The organism is Roseomonas sp. E05, assembly GCF_030063475.1.
GTDB lineage: Bacteria > Pseudomonadota > Alphaproteobacteria > Acetobacterales > Acetobacteraceae > Pseudoroseomonas.
This window is the reverse complement of the sequence record NZ_JASIRT010000001.1, coordinates 505207-518906: the sequence shown is the minus strand read 5'-3', so window position 1 is coordinate 518906 and position 13700 is coordinate 505207. Positions and strand designations below refer to the sequence as shown.

General features: G+C 70.3%; 12 protein-coding genes. 3 read left to right on the top strand and 9 right to left on the bottom strand.

Annotated features, from left to right (window positions below; genetic code table 11):
- Nucleotides 1-157 precede the first annotated feature (157 nt).
- Nucleotides 158-2143, bottom strand: coding sequence for an erythromycin esterase family protein (locus tag QMO56_RS02440; protein WP_283523433.1), 1986 nt, complete (start codon nucleotides 2141-2143; stop codon nucleotides 158-160).
- Nucleotides 2144-2445: 302 nt separating this feature from the next.
- Here QMO56_RS02440 and QMO56_RS02435 point away from each other — a divergent pair, with 302 nt between their 5' ends.
- Entirely contained in the window at nucleotides 2446-3030 is a 585-nt protein-coding gene (locus tag QMO56_RS02435) for a class I SAM-dependent methyltransferase (protein WP_283523432.1), read from the top strand.
- A gap of 155 nt (nucleotides 3031-3185) precedes the next feature.
- Nucleotides 3186-5306, top strand: a complete 2121-nt coding sequence (locus QMO56_RS02430) for a catalase (RefSeq protein ID WP_283523431.1) — start codon at nucleotides 3186-3188, stop codon at nucleotides 5304-5306.
- 120 nt (nucleotides 5307-5426) lie between these two features.
- Here QMO56_RS02430 and QMO56_RS02425 read toward each other — a convergent pair whose 3' ends face one another.
- Together QMO56_RS02425 and QMO56_RS02420 are read right to left on the bottom strand one after the other, a co-directional pair.
- Nucleotides 5427-5870 carry a PPC domain-containing DNA-binding protein gene (locus QMO56_RS02425; RefSeq protein ID WP_283523430.1) on the bottom strand — a complete coding sequence of 148 codons (444 nt, stop codon included), beginning with the start codon at nucleotides 5868-5870 and terminating at the stop codon, nucleotides 5427-5429.
- A gap of 84 nt (nucleotides 5871-5954) precedes the next feature.
- The gene (locus QMO56_RS02420; protein WP_283523429.1) at nucleotides 5955-6320 is read right to left on the bottom strand and encodes a sensory rhodopsin transducer; all 366 of its coding nucleotides are present in this window, start codon (nucleotides 6318-6320) and stop codon (nucleotides 5955-5957) included.
- Nucleotides 6321-6425: 105 nt separating this feature from the next.
- Between QMO56_RS02420 and QMO56_RS02415 the strand changes: the two genes are divergently transcribed.
- The gene (locus QMO56_RS02415) at nucleotides 6426-7421 is read left to right on the top strand and encodes an MBL fold metallo-hydrolase (RefSeq protein WP_283523428.1); all 996 of its coding nucleotides are present in this window, start codon (nucleotides 6426-6428) and stop codon (nucleotides 7419-7421) included.
- Between the two features lie 25 nt (nucleotides 7422-7446).
- Here QMO56_RS02415 and QMO56_RS02410 read toward each other — a convergent pair whose 3' ends face one another.
- From QMO56_RS02410 to QMO56_RS02385, 6 genes are all read right to left on the bottom strand, one after another.
- Entirely contained in the window at nucleotides 7447-7698 is a 252-nt protein-coding gene (locus tag QMO56_RS02410; RefSeq protein WP_283523427.1) for a hypothetical protein, read from the bottom strand.
- A 109-nt stretch (nucleotides 7699-7807) separates the two neighbouring features.
- Nucleotides 7808-9397, bottom strand: coding sequence for a GMC family oxidoreductase (locus tag QMO56_RS02405; protein WP_283523426.1), 1590 nt, complete (start codon nucleotides 9395-9397; stop codon nucleotides 7808-7810).
- Between the two features lie 26 nt (nucleotides 9398-9423).
- The gene (locus QMO56_RS02400) at nucleotides 9424-10218 is read right to left on the bottom strand and encodes a shikimate dehydrogenase (RefSeq protein WP_283523425.1); all 795 of its coding nucleotides are present in this window, start codon (nucleotides 10216-10218) and stop codon (nucleotides 9424-9426) included.
- Nucleotides 10219-10234: 16 nt separating this feature from the next.
- Complete coding sequence (locus tag QMO56_RS02395) at nucleotides 10235-10939, bottom strand: ABC transporter ATP-binding protein (RefSeq protein ID WP_283523424.1); 705 nt, start codon at nucleotides 10937-10939, stop codon at nucleotides 10235-10237.
- Nucleotides 10923-12758 (bottom strand): ABC transporter permease subunit, encoded by a 1836-nt coding sequence (locus QMO56_RS02390; RefSeq protein WP_283523423.1) that lies wholly within the window; start codon nucleotides 12756-12758, stop codon nucleotides 10923-10925. Before QMO56_RS02390 ends, QMO56_RS02395 begins: the two co-directional genes overlap by 17 nt.
- A gap of 5 nt (nucleotides 12759-12763) precedes the next feature.
- Nucleotides 12764-13636, bottom strand: a complete 873-nt coding sequence (locus QMO56_RS02385; protein WP_283523422.1) for a branched-chain amino acid ABC transporter permease — start codon at nucleotides 13634-13636, stop codon at nucleotides 12764-12766.
- Nucleotides 13637-13700: the final 64 nt, after the last annotated feature.

Below are 13700 nucleotides of genomic sequence, written 5' to 3'. Positions count from 1 at the left end.
TGCGCACCCCGATGTCGGGGCCGCCGCCCTCGCCGAGCCTGCCCGCCGTTCGTCGTGCCATCCTCGACCGGCTGTTCGCGCATCTCGCCACGCCAGTACGATGTCCGCACTGCCGACGCAGGTTCCTGACACCTCCGCCTAAAGTGCCCAGGTAGTGCTAAAGCCCGAAAGGATAGGTTTCCTCAGCACCCGCTTTCCGCACCGTCGGCAGCGGCGTCACTGCCGTGGTCTCGTCGAACCAGACATAGGCGTCGAACTGCTGCGGCAGCGAGCAGGCGGAGTAATGGCTCCAGCGCTCCGTGTCGGGCCGGTAGATCACGCCGATGAAGCGTTCCAGCCGCTCCGGCAGCAGCCGCTCGCGGAGCCGCTGGTGCTGCCCCTCGCGCAGGTCGAGCAGGAAACGGCCGGCCCCGCTGTCATGTGCCAGCCGTTCATAGCTGTCCGGGCGGGAGGGATTGACCCGCTTCACGACCATCGGCTCGTCCCAGTCATCGGCGCAGGCGACGGTGCCGGTATGGGTGCCGAAGCCGATCAGCGCCGCCGCCTCGCCGAAGTGCTGACGGCAGAGCTGGCCGATGTTCAGCTCGTCCCGCTCCCGGCCCATCTCGGTCTTGGAGGCGTCGCCGATATGCGAGTTGTGGGCCCAGACCACCGCCTTTGCCTGCGGCCCCTTGGCTTCCAGCAGGGCGCAGAGGGTTTCGAACATATGGGTGTCGCGCAGGTTCCAGCTCTCGGCGCCGCTGTAATACATCGCGCGGTAGTAGGCCTCGGCGTTCTTCACCAGGCGGGCATTGGCGGCGGCATCAAGGAAGCTCTCGCCGTCCCCGCGGGCATAATCCAGCTTGTGCTCGAGCAGCTCCCGCAGGGTGCGGGCGACGGCCTCCTCGCAGGTGGCATAGCCGGAGGAGAGCGCCAGCCGGCCATAGCGCTGCGGTTCGACGGCCCAGGGCGACAGGCAGCCATAGCGCTGGCGCGCCACCGCGGCGGCCTCGGGGTCCACGCGGTCGAGATAGCCCAGCACGGCCTCGATCGAGGCGGAGAGATTGTAGAGGTCGAGGCCATGAAAGCTGGCCTGCCGCTCCGGCGGGCGCCCGGCATTCCAGCCGCGCAGCCATTCGACGAAGGCGGCCATCTCGGTGTTGCGCCACATCCAGGTCGGAAAGCGGCGGAAGGGCGGCTCGGCGCCGGGGGATGCCGGGCGATGGCGGACATGGCGGTCCAGGCTCGCCGCGTCCGGCCAGGCCGCCTCGACCGCGACAATATTGAAGCCATGCGACTCGATCAGGCGGCGGGTGATGGCGGCGCGGGCACGGTAGAACTCCGCGGTGCCATGGCTGGCCTCGCCCAGCAGCACCACGCGGGCGCCGGCGAAGCGGTCGAACAGGGCGCCGAAGGCCGGCTCGTCGAGCGCCGGCAGCGGTTCCGCCGCCGCGCGGATCAGCTCGGGGAGGGAGTCTGCGGCGGGGCGCGCGCCGACCGGACCCGGCGGCGGTTCCCCGGCTCCGGACGGCAGGCCGGGAGGCGGCACGAAGCCGGCCTCGCCCAGATCCTCCTCCTCGAAGCGGTTGGCGCCGGCACGCATCACCCGCACCAGGCGCAGCTCGCGCATGGGGCCTTCCACCGGCATCACCAGGCGGCCGCTGAGGTCGAGCTGCTCCAGCAGCGGCTGGGGAATCGCTGCGCCAGCCCGGGGAATCAGGATCGCATCGAAGGGCCCGGCGCTGGGGAGGCCGTGCAGCGCGTCGCCGTCCCGCAGCCGGACCCGTGTGCAGCCCGCCGCCGCCAGCCGCGCCATCGCGCGCTGCGCTGCCGCCTCCTCCGGCTCGACGGCCAGCACCTCTCCGGCGATCTGGCTGGCCACGGCCGCCAGATAGCCGGAGCCGATGCCGGCCTGCAGCACCCGGTCACCCGGGCGGATCCCCGCCTCCTGCAGCATGCGGGCGGCGACATACGGATGCGGCAGCGTCTCGCCGTCCTCCAGCGGCAGCTCGGCCCCCTCGTAGGCGAATTCCCGCAGGGCCGCGGGCAGGAAGGCCTCGCGGGGAACCGTGCGTAGGGCCATCAGGATTTCGGCATCGCGAATGCCGCGATGGGCGACCTGCCATTCGACCATCCGGTCGCGCTTGCGTTCGGTGTCGGGCATGGGGCGTCTCCCTTGCTGGAATGCCCGGCGCCGCTGGCCTGGCGCGGCGGCACGGGCGAACCTCGGACGCTAACCGCCCCGAGGGGCGCGGGTTCGGCACTGCGTACAACCGCAGGCGCGGCGCCGCGTTGGCTGGCTGGGGAAAGCCGGCCCCTCCGGTCCTGAGTGGTGGTCCCGCCTCATCCCTGCCGTCCGTGGCCGCGGCAGCGGCGGAGGTGGTGGTGGCGCGTGCCAGCCTCGCCCGCCGCGCACCGGCTGACCCGCTTCGACCGGCCCTTCGCGCTGTTCCTGGAGCCCGCCGCATGAACCGTGCCGTGCAGTCCCTCCCGGCCGCCTATTTCGAGGCGCTCTACGCCGCCGACCCCGATCCCTGGAAGTTCCGCAGCAGCCCCTATGAGGCGGAGAAATACGCCGCCACTCTGGCCGCCCTGCCGCGCCCGCGCTACGGCAGCGCGCTGGAGATCGGCTGCTCGATCGGCGTGCTGACGCGGATGCTGGCGCCGCGTTGTGACCGGCTGGTGGCGCTGGACGGCTCCGCCCGCGCCATTGCCGCCGCGCGCCGCCACTGCGCGGGCCTTCCGCAGGTCGAACTGCAGCAGCGCGAGGTGCCGCGGCAATGGCCGCGCGGCCGGCACGACCTGATCCTGCTTTCGGAGGTCGTCTACTACTGGGATGAGGCCGACCTCACTCGCGTGGCTGCGCTGGCGCTGCGCTCCCTGCGCGCGGGCGGCGAGGTCCTGCTGGTGCACTGGACTGGCACCACCGACTATCCGCTCTCCGGCGATGCGGCGGTGGAGGGTTTCATCGGCGCCACCACGCCGGCGCTGCATGTGGCGGCACAGACGCGGGCTGAGCATTACCGGATGGATCTGCTGCGGCGCGCCTGAGCAGGCCGCGCCTCCGCGCGCAGGCGCCCCCCCCCCCGACACCGTCAACAGGGCATTTTCCGCAACAACGGAAACGCCCGGATCACGTTGTCTTGCTGATGCTGCCCCACCGCCCCCCGGTGGAGGCGGTCCATGAGCATGGACGGAGAACTTCGATGGCTGAAAAGACGCAAACCGCTGACCTGCAGCCAGCCCGAATCGGCGAGGCGAGCATCCTGCGGGGCCAGGGCGGCGAGACGCACCAGACCGCCGGCGGCGAGGTGCCGGTGCTGACCACCCAGCAGGGCGTGCCGGTCGCCGACGACCAGAACACCCTGCGGGTCGGCCCGCGCGGCGCCTCCTTGCTGGAGGACTTCCACTTCCGCGAGAAGCTGTTCCACTTCGACCACGAGCGCATCCCCGAGCGGGTGGTGCATGCACGCGGCTTCGGCGCGCACGGCTTCTTCGAGGCCTATGAGTCGCTCGCCGACATCACCAGCGCCGACCTCTTCCAGCGCAAGGGGGAGCGGACGCCGGCCTTCGTGCGCTTCTCGACTGTGGCGGGCAACAAGGGCTCGCCGGACCTGGCGCGCGACGTGCGCGGCTTCGCCGTGAAGCTCTACACGAAGGAGGGCAACTGGGATCTCGTCGGCAACAACATCCCGGTCTTCTTCATCCAGGACGCCATCAAGTTCCCCGACCTGATCCACGCCGCCAAGCAGGAGCCCGACCGCGGCTTCCCCCAGGCGCAGACGGCGCATGACAACTTCTGGGACTTCATCTCGCTCTCGCCCGAAGCCATGAACATGGCGCTGTGGATCATGTCCGACCGGACGATCCCGCGCTCCTTCCGCTTCATGGAGGGGTTCGGCATCCACACCTTCCGCTTCGTCAATGCGGAGGGGAAGGCCACCTTCGTGAAGTTCCACTGGAAGCCGAAGCAGGGCATGCAGTCGGTGGTGTGGAACGAGGCCCTGAAGATCAACGGCGCCGATCCCGACTTCCACCGCCGCGACCTGTGGGACGCCATCCAGAAGGGCGACTACCCGGAATGGGAGCTGGGCCTGCAGCTCTTCGACGAGGCCTTCGCCGACCGCTTCGAGTTCGACGTGCTCGATGCCACCAAGATCATCCCGGAGGAGGTGCTGTCGGTGCGCCGCGTCGGCCGGCTGGTGCTGGACCGCACGGTGGACAACTTCTTCGCCGAGACGGAGCAGGTCGCCTTCTGCACGCAGAACATCGTGCCGGGCATCGACTTCACCAACGACCCGCTGCTGCAGGGGCGCAACTTCTCCTATCTCGACACGCAGCTCAAGCGGCTGGGCGGCCCGAACTTCACCCATATCCCGATCAACGCCCCCAAGACCGCGGTCTGCAACTTCCAGCAGGATGGCCACATGGCCATGCGCAACCCGAAAGGGCGCGCCAACTATGAGCCGAATTCCTGGGGCGGCGCCGCGGGCGGCCCGCGCGAGGCGCCGCAGCGCGGCTTCCGCAGCTATCCCGCCATGGAGAGCGGGCCGAAGCGCCGCATCCGCCCCGAGCTCTTCGCCGACCACTACAGCCAGGCGCGGCAGTTCTATCTCAGCCAGACCCCGGCCGAGCAGATGCATATCCAGCGCGCCTTCACCTTCGAGCTGAGCAAGGTGGAGACGCCGGCCATCCGCGCGCGGATGGTCTCGCATCTGCGCAACGTGCATGAGGTCCTGGCCAAGGCGGTGGCGGACGGCCTTGGCCTGAAAGCCATGCCGGAGGCGGCGGAACCCGCGCGCCCCGTGATGACGGACCTGCCGGTATCGCCGGCGCTCAGCATCATCCGCAACGGGCCGAAGGACTTCGCCGGCCGCAAGATCGGCGTGCTCGTCACCGATGGCACGGATGCCGCGCTGCTGGCGGCGGTGGAGAAGGCAGCCAAGGCCGAGGGCGCCATGGTCGAGCTGGTGGCCCCCCGCGTCGGTGGCGTGACGCTGAGTGACGGCAAGGAAATGCCGGCGAAGCAGAAGATCAACGGCGGCCCCTCCGTGCTCTATGACGCGGTCGTGCTGCTGCCTTCGGCTGAGGGCGCGACGCTGCTGGGCAAGGAGGCCACGGCGCATGACTTCGTCGCCGATGCCTTCGCCCATGCCAAGTTCATCGGCTACTGCGAGGCGGCGAAGCCGCTGTTCGACAAGGCTGGCGTGCCGATGATGGATGCCGGCTGCATCGCGCTGAAGGCCGCGGACGACGCCGGGAGCTTCGTGGAAGCCTGCCGTGCCCTGCGCTTCTGGGACCGTGAGGCGATGGTCCACGCCGTGTGACGAAAAAGTCTGGGGGAAGGAATTCCCCCCAGACCCCCATCTTCTTTCTGCGAGTTTTCAGGTGAGCCTGCGGCCTGCACTGGCAGAAAGAAGGGGTTTGGGGGAATGCAGCCCCCGGCCTTATTCATCGAGGCGGATCAGCGCCAGGCCGGTCTCCGCATCCTCCACGCGCCGCAGATGCGCGGGCGATTCGGTGATGATCACCTCCAGCGTCGGCCGCACCTGGGCCTCCTTGAGGTCGCCACCCATCGCGCTGCCGTCGCGCCGCGCCAGCACGGTGTGGAGGTGCAGCTTCGGCTTGCCGTCATGGTCCAGCGCGATGTCGCCGTTCAGCGAGACGACCTCCACCTGCTCCTCGATCGGGATCGGTTCGTAGCGCTTGCTCTCCCAGTCGAAAAAGCGGACCGTCGCGCGCCGGAAGGCACCGATCGCCGTCAGCTGGGCGGCGGAAAGGCGGTTCTGCGTGGCGAAGGCCTCCAGGGAGGCGCGGACCTCGTCGCCGGTGCTCAGCACCACGGCGAAGGTCCGCTGGCCGTGCGCCTCATGGATCAGCTTGCTCTTCATGCGCGCCTCCTGTGCGGTGCCCCGCTCCGGCGGGGCCTCCGGGGAAAACGCCTCCGGCCGCCGCCCCGTTGCGGCGCGCGGCGCTCAATCGGCGAAGGCGATGGTGCTCAGCAGCGCGAGCGCCGGCTGCCGGGAGTCCAGCCGCGTGTGCTGCGCAACCACCGGGACGTCGGAACGCAGGACGCTCGCATAATCGGTGTCGCGCGGGACCGGCTCCGGGTCGGAGAGGTCGTTGAAGCGGAAATGCCGGGTCCGTCGCGCCGGGACGGTCAGCGCATAGGGGCCGGCGGGCTCGCGGTCGGCGAAGAAGATGGTCAATTCGAGCGTGGCATCCTGGTCATTGGGATTCAGGATGGAAATGGTCTCGTGGCTTTCCAGCGCGCGCCCCTCGCCGGTGCCCTGGCTGGGGATGTAGCCCTCGGGAATGGCCCAGACGGTCCTGCCGATCATCGGTTCCTCCTTGCCTGCGAAGGGAACCAGCGGCAGAGACGCACGTTCCCGGCAAAGCTGCGCGGAGACGCGGGCAGCGGCGCGACCCTTGCGAACGGAGGCATCATGGCCTGGCTGGTGCAGCCACGGCTTGTCAACGAGCCCTTTTCCGACCCGGCCCTCCTGCTCGATTTCGCCTTCGCGCGCCGGGCGCTGCTGTTCGACCTCGGCGACCTCGCCGCCCTTTCGGCGCGCGAGATCATCCGGACGACGCATGCCTTCGTCTCGCACATGCACATGGACCACTTCGCGGGGTTCGACCGCCTGCTGCGGCTCAACCTCTACCAGTCCCGCACCGTGCATCTGCTCGGGCCGCCCGGACTGTGCGAGGCGGTGGCCGCGAAACTGGCGGCCTATACCTGGAACCTTCTGGGGCCGCACTCGGCCGATTTCCGGCTGCTGGCCGAGGAGTGGTCGCCGGCCGGTGCCGGCCGCCGCAGCCTCTTTCCCGCGCAGGACGCCTTCCGGCGGCAGGAACTGGCGCCGCGTGCGGCGGGTGGCCGGGTCCTGCTGGAGGAGGCCGATTTCATGGTTGAGACTGCCCGGCTGGACCACGGCATTCCCTGCCTCGCCTTCGCCTTCCAGGAGACGCTGCGCGTGAACGTTCACCGTCCCGCCCTGGAGGTGGCGGGCCTGCCGGTCGGCCCCTGGCTCACCGCGGCCAAGCAGGCGCTGCGCCGTGGCGACCCGGCGGGCACGGAGATCCTCCTCGGCCCGCAGGGCAGCGTTCCGCTCGGCTTCCTGCGGGAGAAGGGCATCCTGCACACGGGGCCTGGCCAGCGCATCACCTACGCCACCGACCTCGCCTGCTCGCCCGCCAATGTCGAGGCGCTGACGGAGCTTGCCCGGGGTTCGGACATGCTGTTCATCGAAGCCGCCTTCCTGGAGGAGGACCGCGCCATGGCGGCCCGCAAGAACCATCTCACCGCCGCGCAGGCCGGTGGCATCGCGCGTGCGGCGGGGGTGGCCCATGCGCGGCCGATGCATTTCTCCGCGCGCTATCTCGGGCAGGAGGAAGCGCTCCGGCGGGAGTTCGAGGCGGCCTTCCGCGGCGCGCGCTGAGCGGCCGCGCCGCGGCAGGCGCCGGCTACTTGTTGTGCCGGCCGAGCTGGCCGGGATCGACGCCGCCCTGTGGCGTGGCGTCGTTCGGCGTATCGCCTTCGTCCGTGTTCTCGCCGCGCAGGACGGCGGGATCCGTGCCGCGCCCGAAGGTGCCCTTGGAGGCGTTGATCCCCGGGTCGCGCTCCAGGTCGCCCGGCGGGCGGGGCGTATCCTGCATCAGACCCTGCTCGCGGTCCTTGTCGCCCATGCCGCCCTTGGCGTGTTTCGAGGCCGTCATCCTGGCTTCTCCCGATTGTGTCCTGGCGTAACCGCCAGGACTGCCGCGGGGTTCCTGACGGATCGCGCGGTCCGGGGAGGCTGCCGTGGTGGCTTGGGCCTTCCCGGGCTTATCCTGCGCGGATCAGGTCGGCGCCCTTCTCGGCGACCATCAGCACGGCCGCCTGGGTGTTGCCCGACACCTCCGTCGGCATGACCGAGGCGTCCACCACCCGCAGCCCCTGCAGGCCGTGCACGCGCAGCTGGTCGTCCACCACCGCCTCCGGCCCCTGGCCCATGCTGCAGGTGCCGACGGGATGATAGATGGTCTGGCCATTGCGCCGGGCGAAGTCGAGCCATTGGGCATCCGTCTGCACGTCCGGCCCCGGGTTCAGCTCCTGCGCGACGTAGGGGGCCATGGCCTGCTGCCCCATGATCCGGCGGGCGACCTGCATGCCGCGCACCATGGTCTCCTGGTCCGTCGCCGTGGCCAGGAAGTTGGGGCGGATGGCCGGCGGCTGGCGCGGATCGGGCGAGCGGAGATGGATGGTGCCGCGCGAGTCCGGCCGCAGCTGCGTCACGCCGATGGTCATGCCGGGCAGCCTGTCGAGCCGGCGGTCGGCGGCGTTGGCGTAGCTGGCATGCATGAAGAAGTACTGCACGTCCGGTGTGGCCAGTTCCGGCCGGGTGCGGACGAAGCCATGCGCCAGGCCGGTGCCCAGCGTCAGGATGCCCTTGCGGGTCAGGAAGTACTGCGCCACGGCCTTGGCCAGGCGCCAGCCGCGCGTCAACTCGTTCAGCGTGATCGGCTGCGTCACACGCCAGTTCATCCGCGTGGCGTAGTGGTCCCGGTAGTTGCGCCCGACGCCGGGCAGCGCGTGCTGGACCGGCACCCCGGCCGCCGCCAGCACCTCCGGATTGCCGATGCCGGAAAGCTCCAGCAGATGCGGCGACTGCACCGCCCCCGCCGCCAGAATCACCTCGCTGCGCACCGTGACCTGCTTCTCGGTACCGCCCTGCCGGTAGACCGCGCCGGTGACGCGCCTGCCCTCCAGCAGCAGCCGCGTGACATGCACATCGGTCCAGACCGTCAGGTTGGGGCGGGAGAGGGCGGGGCGCAGATAGGCCTCGGCGGCGCTCCAGCGCCGGCCGTTCTTCTGGTTGACCTGGTAGTAGCCGAAGCCTTCCTGCTCGGCGCCGTTGTAGTCGGGGTTGCGCGGGAAGCCCGCCTGCCCGCCCGCTTCGATGAAGGCCTCCGCCAGCGGGTTGCGCTCAGCGACGCGGACGATGTTCATCGGCCCCTCGCCGCCGCGCCATTCGTTGCCGCCGTCCTCGAAGCGCTCCAGCTTGCGGAAATAGGGCAGGACGTCGGCGAAGCTCCAGCCGCGGTTGCCAAGCTGCGCCCAGCCGTCGAAGTCCATCGCCTGGCCGCGCACGAAGATCATGCCGTTGATCAGCGTGGAGCCGCCAAGACCCTTGCCGCGCGGCACGACGATGCGGCGGTCGAGCGTGCCGGGCTCGGGCTCGGTCTCGAAGCGCCAGTTGAAGCGCTCGTTCACCAGCAGCTTGCTGAAGCCGGCGGGGATCGGAATCCAGAAGCCCTTGTCCCGGCCGCCCGCTTCCATCAGCAGCACGCTGTTGCGCGGATCCTCGGAGAGGCGGTTGGCCAGCACGCAGCCGGCGGTGCCGCCACCGACAATGACGTAGTCGAAGCTTTCCATGGGCGGGGGTCCGATCACCCTTGCGGTCAGGCGGTCATGCCGAGGTATTCGGCCATCAGGGTGAGCTGGCTGGTCAGCATCGGCATGCCGGGATGGGTGCGGCAGCCGCGCTTCGCGGCCTCCGCCAGCAGCGGCGTCACCGCGGGCTGCATGATGACCTCGGCGACGGTCTGGCCGGGGCCGATGCCCTCCACGGAGAAGGGCAGGGCGTCGCCCTCGGCGAGGCCGAGCGAGGTGCCGTTCACCAGCAGGTCGTGCCCCGCCGGATCGGCGCCGCCGACCTCGATCTGCAGGCCGGGATAGGCTTGCGCCACGCGGTCGCGCAGCGCCTCGGCCTTGGCGCGGGTGCGGTTGGCCAGCGTCAGCCGCGCCACGCTCGCCTCGGCCAGGGCGAAGGCGATGGCGTTCGCCGCGCCGCCGGCCCCCGCCAGATAGGCGCGCATGCCCTTCGGCTCGATGCCGCCCGCGCGCAGGCCGCCGACGAAGCCGGCCCCGTCCAGCATGGTGCCGGAGAGCCGGCCCTCGGCGATCCGCACCGCGTTCACCGCGCCGCTCTGCTTCGCGGCCGCGCTGGTCTCGTCGCAGAGGCCGAGCATGGCGGTCTTGTGCGGCACGGTGACGATCAGCCCGTGCAGGTTGCGCATGTGCCTGAGACCGGCGACCAGCGCGGCGAGATCGGCCGAGGAAACATGCATCGGCACCATCACGCCGTCCACGCCGCGCTCGCGCATCATGGCATTCAGCGCCTGCGGCGTCTTCACGTGGTGGATGGGGTCGGCGAGGATGCCCCAGATCCGCGTCCGCCCGGTGATCTCCGTCATGCTCGCGCGCGCTCCCTCACAGGCCCAGATAGGCTGTCTTCACATGCGGATCGGCCAGCAGGCCGGGCCCGGTGTTCTCGATCGAGATCTGCCCGTTCTCGATGACATAGGCCCGCGCGGCGATCTTCAGCGCGTGGAAGGCCTTCTGCTCGACCAGCAGCACCGTCGTGCCCATCGCCGCGATGCGCTCGACGATGCCGAACATCTGCTGCACGATGATCGGCGCGAGGCCGAGCGAGGGTTCGTCCAGCATCAGCAGCTTCGGGTTGGCCATCAGCCCGCGGGCGATCGCCACCATCTGCTGCTCGCCGCCGGAGAGGGAGCCCGCCACCTGCGAGAGCCGCTCGCGCACGCGGGGGAAGAGGTCGAGCACCTCCTCCAGCCGCTGCGCCGCGCCCTCGCGGGCGGCGGGGTGGTAGCAGCCCATCAGCACGTTGTCGCGCACGCTCATGACCGGGAAGAGCTGGCGCGCCTCCGGCACCATGATCAGCCCGCGCCCGACGATCTCGGCCGGGCTGAGCCCGTCCACCCGCTCGCCGTTCAGCTCGACCTTGCCGGCGGTCGGGCGGATCAGGCCGGAGATGGCGCGCAGCAGCGTCGTCTTGCCGGCGCCGTTGGCGCCGATGATGGTGACGATCTCGCCCGCCTCCACATGCAGCGAGAGGCCCTGGAGGATGGTGGTGCGGCCATAGCCCGCGGCGAGGTCAGACACCCTGAGCATCGACGAAATCCTCCCCGAGATAGGCCTCGATGACGGCGCGGTTCTGCACCACGCTGCGCGGCTCGCCCTCGGCGATGACGCGGCCGGAATCGACCACCACGATGCGGTCCGAGATGCTCATGATGGCGTGCATGTTGTGCTCGATGGCGATGATGCTGACGCCGCTGTCGCGGATGGTGCGGATCAGCTGCACCATCTTCTGCGTGTCGGACTGGCTCTGCCCGGCCATCACCTCGTCGAGCAGCAGGATGGAGGGCTCGGTGGCCAGCGTGCGGGCGACCTCCAGCCGCTTCAGCCCGCCGATCGGCAGGTTGCGCGCCTCGACATCGGCCACGTCGTCGAGCCCGACCAGCCGCGCGGTGCGCAGCGCCACGGCGCGCGCCTCGGCGACGTCGGAATGGCGCATGAAGGCGCCGATCATGATGTTCTCCAGCACCGTCAGCTTGCCGAAGGGCTGCACGATCTGGAAGGTGCGGCCGACGCCGAGGCGGGCGAACTCGTCCGGCGCGCGGGGTTCGACCAGCTTGCCGTCCGGCCCGCGCACCGTCACCGTGCCCGAGGAGGGCGCCAGGAAGCCGGAGAGCTGGTTGAACAGCGTCGTCTTGCCCGCGCCGTTGGGACCGATGACGCCGAGGATCTCGCCGCGCTTCAGCGTGATGGAGACGTTGTTGGTGGCGACCAGGCCGCCGAAGCGGCGCACCAGGTCGCGCCCCTCCAGCATGGTCTCGCCCGGCGTGCCTTCCGGCCTGGCCACCGGCGGGGGCGCCAGCGCGGGCGCCACCGCGCCGCCGCCCGGCAGGCGGTCGATCCAGCCGGAGATGCGCTTGCCGAAGGTGCCGACCAGGCCGGCCGGCATGGTCAGGGTGATGACCACCAGCGCGGTGCCGTAGACGAAGCCGTGCAGGCCATTGGCGCTGGCGCCGAGCCAGACGCGCGCCGCCTCGGCCAGCGGCACCACCAGCAGGGCGCCGAAGATCGGACCGGCCACCGTGCCGAGGCCGCCGATCAGTGCGTACATGGCGATCTCGATCGAGGTCGGCAGCGAGAACATCGTCGCCGGCTCGAGGAAGGTCAGGTACATCGCGTGGAAGGCGCCGACGATGGCGGTCAGGCCGGCGGAGACCATCACCGCGCGCAGCTTGACGCCGGTGTTGTCGATGCCGGCCGCCAGCGCCGCGTCCTCGCGCTCGCGCACGGCCGTCAGCGCGTAGCCGAGCCGGCTGCCGCGGATCCACCAGGAGACCAGCAGGGCAAAGATCAGCAGGCCGAAGGCGATGTAGAGGTAGTTCGTCTTGTCATAGAAGATCATCCAGGCCCAGCCTGGATTGAGCGGCACGATCAGCCCCGCCGAGCCGCCGGTGATCCAGTCGAAATGGATGAAGAGCAGCCGCGTCACTTCCAGGAAGGCGATGGTGGCCAGCGAGAAGAACGGGCCGCGCAGCCGGAAGCAGGGATAGCCGATGGCGGCGCCGACCAGCGCCGCCAGCGCCGCCGCCGGCCACATGCCGATCCAGGGCGTCAGGCCGAAATGCTGGATCAGCAGGGCCGTGCCATAGCCGCCGATGCCGTAGAACACCGCATGGCCCAGCGAGAGCTGCCCGGCATAGCCGCCCATGATGTTCCAGGCGGAGGAGAGCGCGGCGAAGACGCAGATGGTCACCGCCACATGGGTCAGGAAGGGCGAGTTGATGCCGAGCGGAACGGCGAGCAGCAGCGCCAGGCCCAGCGCGGCGCAGTAGAAGCGCGGATGCAGCAGGCGCGCGGCGAGACCGGGCTTGCGCGGCGAGGGGCTGGCGGTCGCGATGGCGGAGGCGTCCATGCTCCTCACTCCGTGCCACGGCCGAGGCCGAACAGGCCGGTCGGCTTGAAGATCAGGATGGCGATGAAGATGGCGAAATAGACCACCTCCTTCAGGTCGGGGGCGATGTAGTAGCCGGAGAGGCTGTCCACCACGCCGATGATCATGGCGCCGAGGAAGGCGCCGTAGAGGCTGCGCATGCCGCCCAGCACCACGACGACGAAGGCGGTGAGCACGAAGTAGCTGCCGATGCTGGGCGTCACCGGGATCAGCGGCATGATCAGCGCGCTGGCGAGGCCGACACAGGCCGCGCCGAGGCCGAAGGCGAAGACGTAGATGCGCTCCACCGGCACGCCCATCAGCAGCGCGGCGTTGCGGTTCTGCGCCGTGGCGCGCACGGCGCGGCCGAGTGGCGTGGTCTGCATGAAGAGGTGCAGCCCGCCCACCAGCGCGATGGCGCAGAGCAGCATCACCGCCTGCCCGACCAGCAGCGAGTAGCCGCCGAAACGCAGCGAGTGGTGCACCGAGGGCACCTGCAGCGAGTAGAGGTCGGCACCGAAGACCAGCAGCGCCAGGTTGATCAGCGCGATGGACAGGCCGACGGTGGCGAAGATCTGGATATGCTCCTCGGCACCCAGCAGCGGCTGGATGACGAAGCGCTGGATCAGCGCGCCGATGGCGAAGAGCAGCACCGTCACCGGGACCGCCGCGACATAGGGGTGCAGGCCGAGATGCGCGCCGAGCAGGTAGGTGGCGTACATGCCCACCATCAGCAGCTCGCCATGCGCGAAGTTGACGACGCGGACGATGCCGAAGATCAGCGTCAGGCCGACGCTGATGATGGCGTACATGCTGCCCAGCAGGATGCCGTTGATGATGAGCTGGACGAGGATGTCCATGCGCGGGGTCCTTCAGGCGGTCGGGGGCCGGGGGTGGGGTGAAGCGGCGGCGCGGCCGGCCGCG

What these genes read in the sequence shown, in the direction of transcription:
- QMO56_RS02440 (WP_283523433.1), bottom strand. Translation starts at nt 2,143, where the DNA reads ATGCCCGACACCGAACGCAAGCGCGACCGGATGGTCGAATGGCAGGTC.
- QMO56_RS02435 (WP_283523432.1), top strand. Translation starts at nt 2,446, where the DNA reads ATGAACCGTGCCGTGCAGTCCCTCCCGGCCGCCTATTTCGAGGCGCTC.
- QMO56_RS02430 (WP_283523431.1), top strand. Translation starts at nt 3,186, where the DNA reads ATGGCTGAAAAGACGCAAACCGCTGACCTGCAGCCAGCCCGAATCGGC.
- QMO56_RS02425 (WP_283523430.1), bottom strand. Translation starts at nt 5,870, where the DNA reads ATGAAGAGCAAGCTGATCCATGAGGCGCACGGCCAGCGGACCTTCGCC.
- QMO56_RS02420 (WP_283523429.1), bottom strand. Translation starts at nt 6,320, where the DNA reads ATGATCGGCAGGACCGTCTGGGCCATTCCCGAGGGCTACATCCCCAGC.
- QMO56_RS02415 (WP_283523428.1), top strand. Translation starts at nt 6,426, where the DNA reads ATGGCCTGGCTGGTGCAGCCACGGCTTGTCAACGAGCCCTTTTCCGAC.
- QMO56_RS02410 (WP_283523427.1), bottom strand. Translation starts at nt 7,698, where the DNA reads ATGACGGCCTCGAAACACGCCAAGGGCGGCATGGGCGACAAGGACCGC.
- QMO56_RS02405 (WP_283523426.1), bottom strand. Translation starts at nt 9,397, where the DNA reads ATGGAAAGCTTCGACTACGTCATTGTCGGTGGCGGCACCGCCGGCTGC.
- QMO56_RS02400 (WP_283523425.1), bottom strand. Translation starts at nt 10,218, where the DNA reads ATGACGGAGATCACCGGGCGGACGCGGATCTGGGGCATCCTCGCCGAC.
- QMO56_RS02395 (WP_283523424.1), bottom strand. Translation starts at nt 10,939, where the DNA reads ATGCTCAGGGTGTCTGACCTCGCCGCGGGCTATGGCCGCACCACCATC.
- QMO56_RS02390 (WP_283523423.1), bottom strand. Translation starts at nt 12,758, where the DNA reads ATGGACGCCTCCGCCATCGCGACCGCCAGCCCCTCGCCGCGCAAGCCC.
- QMO56_RS02385 (WP_283523422.1), bottom strand. Translation starts at nt 13,636, where the DNA reads ATGGACATCCTCGTCCAGCTCATCATCAACGGCATCCTGCTGGGCAGC.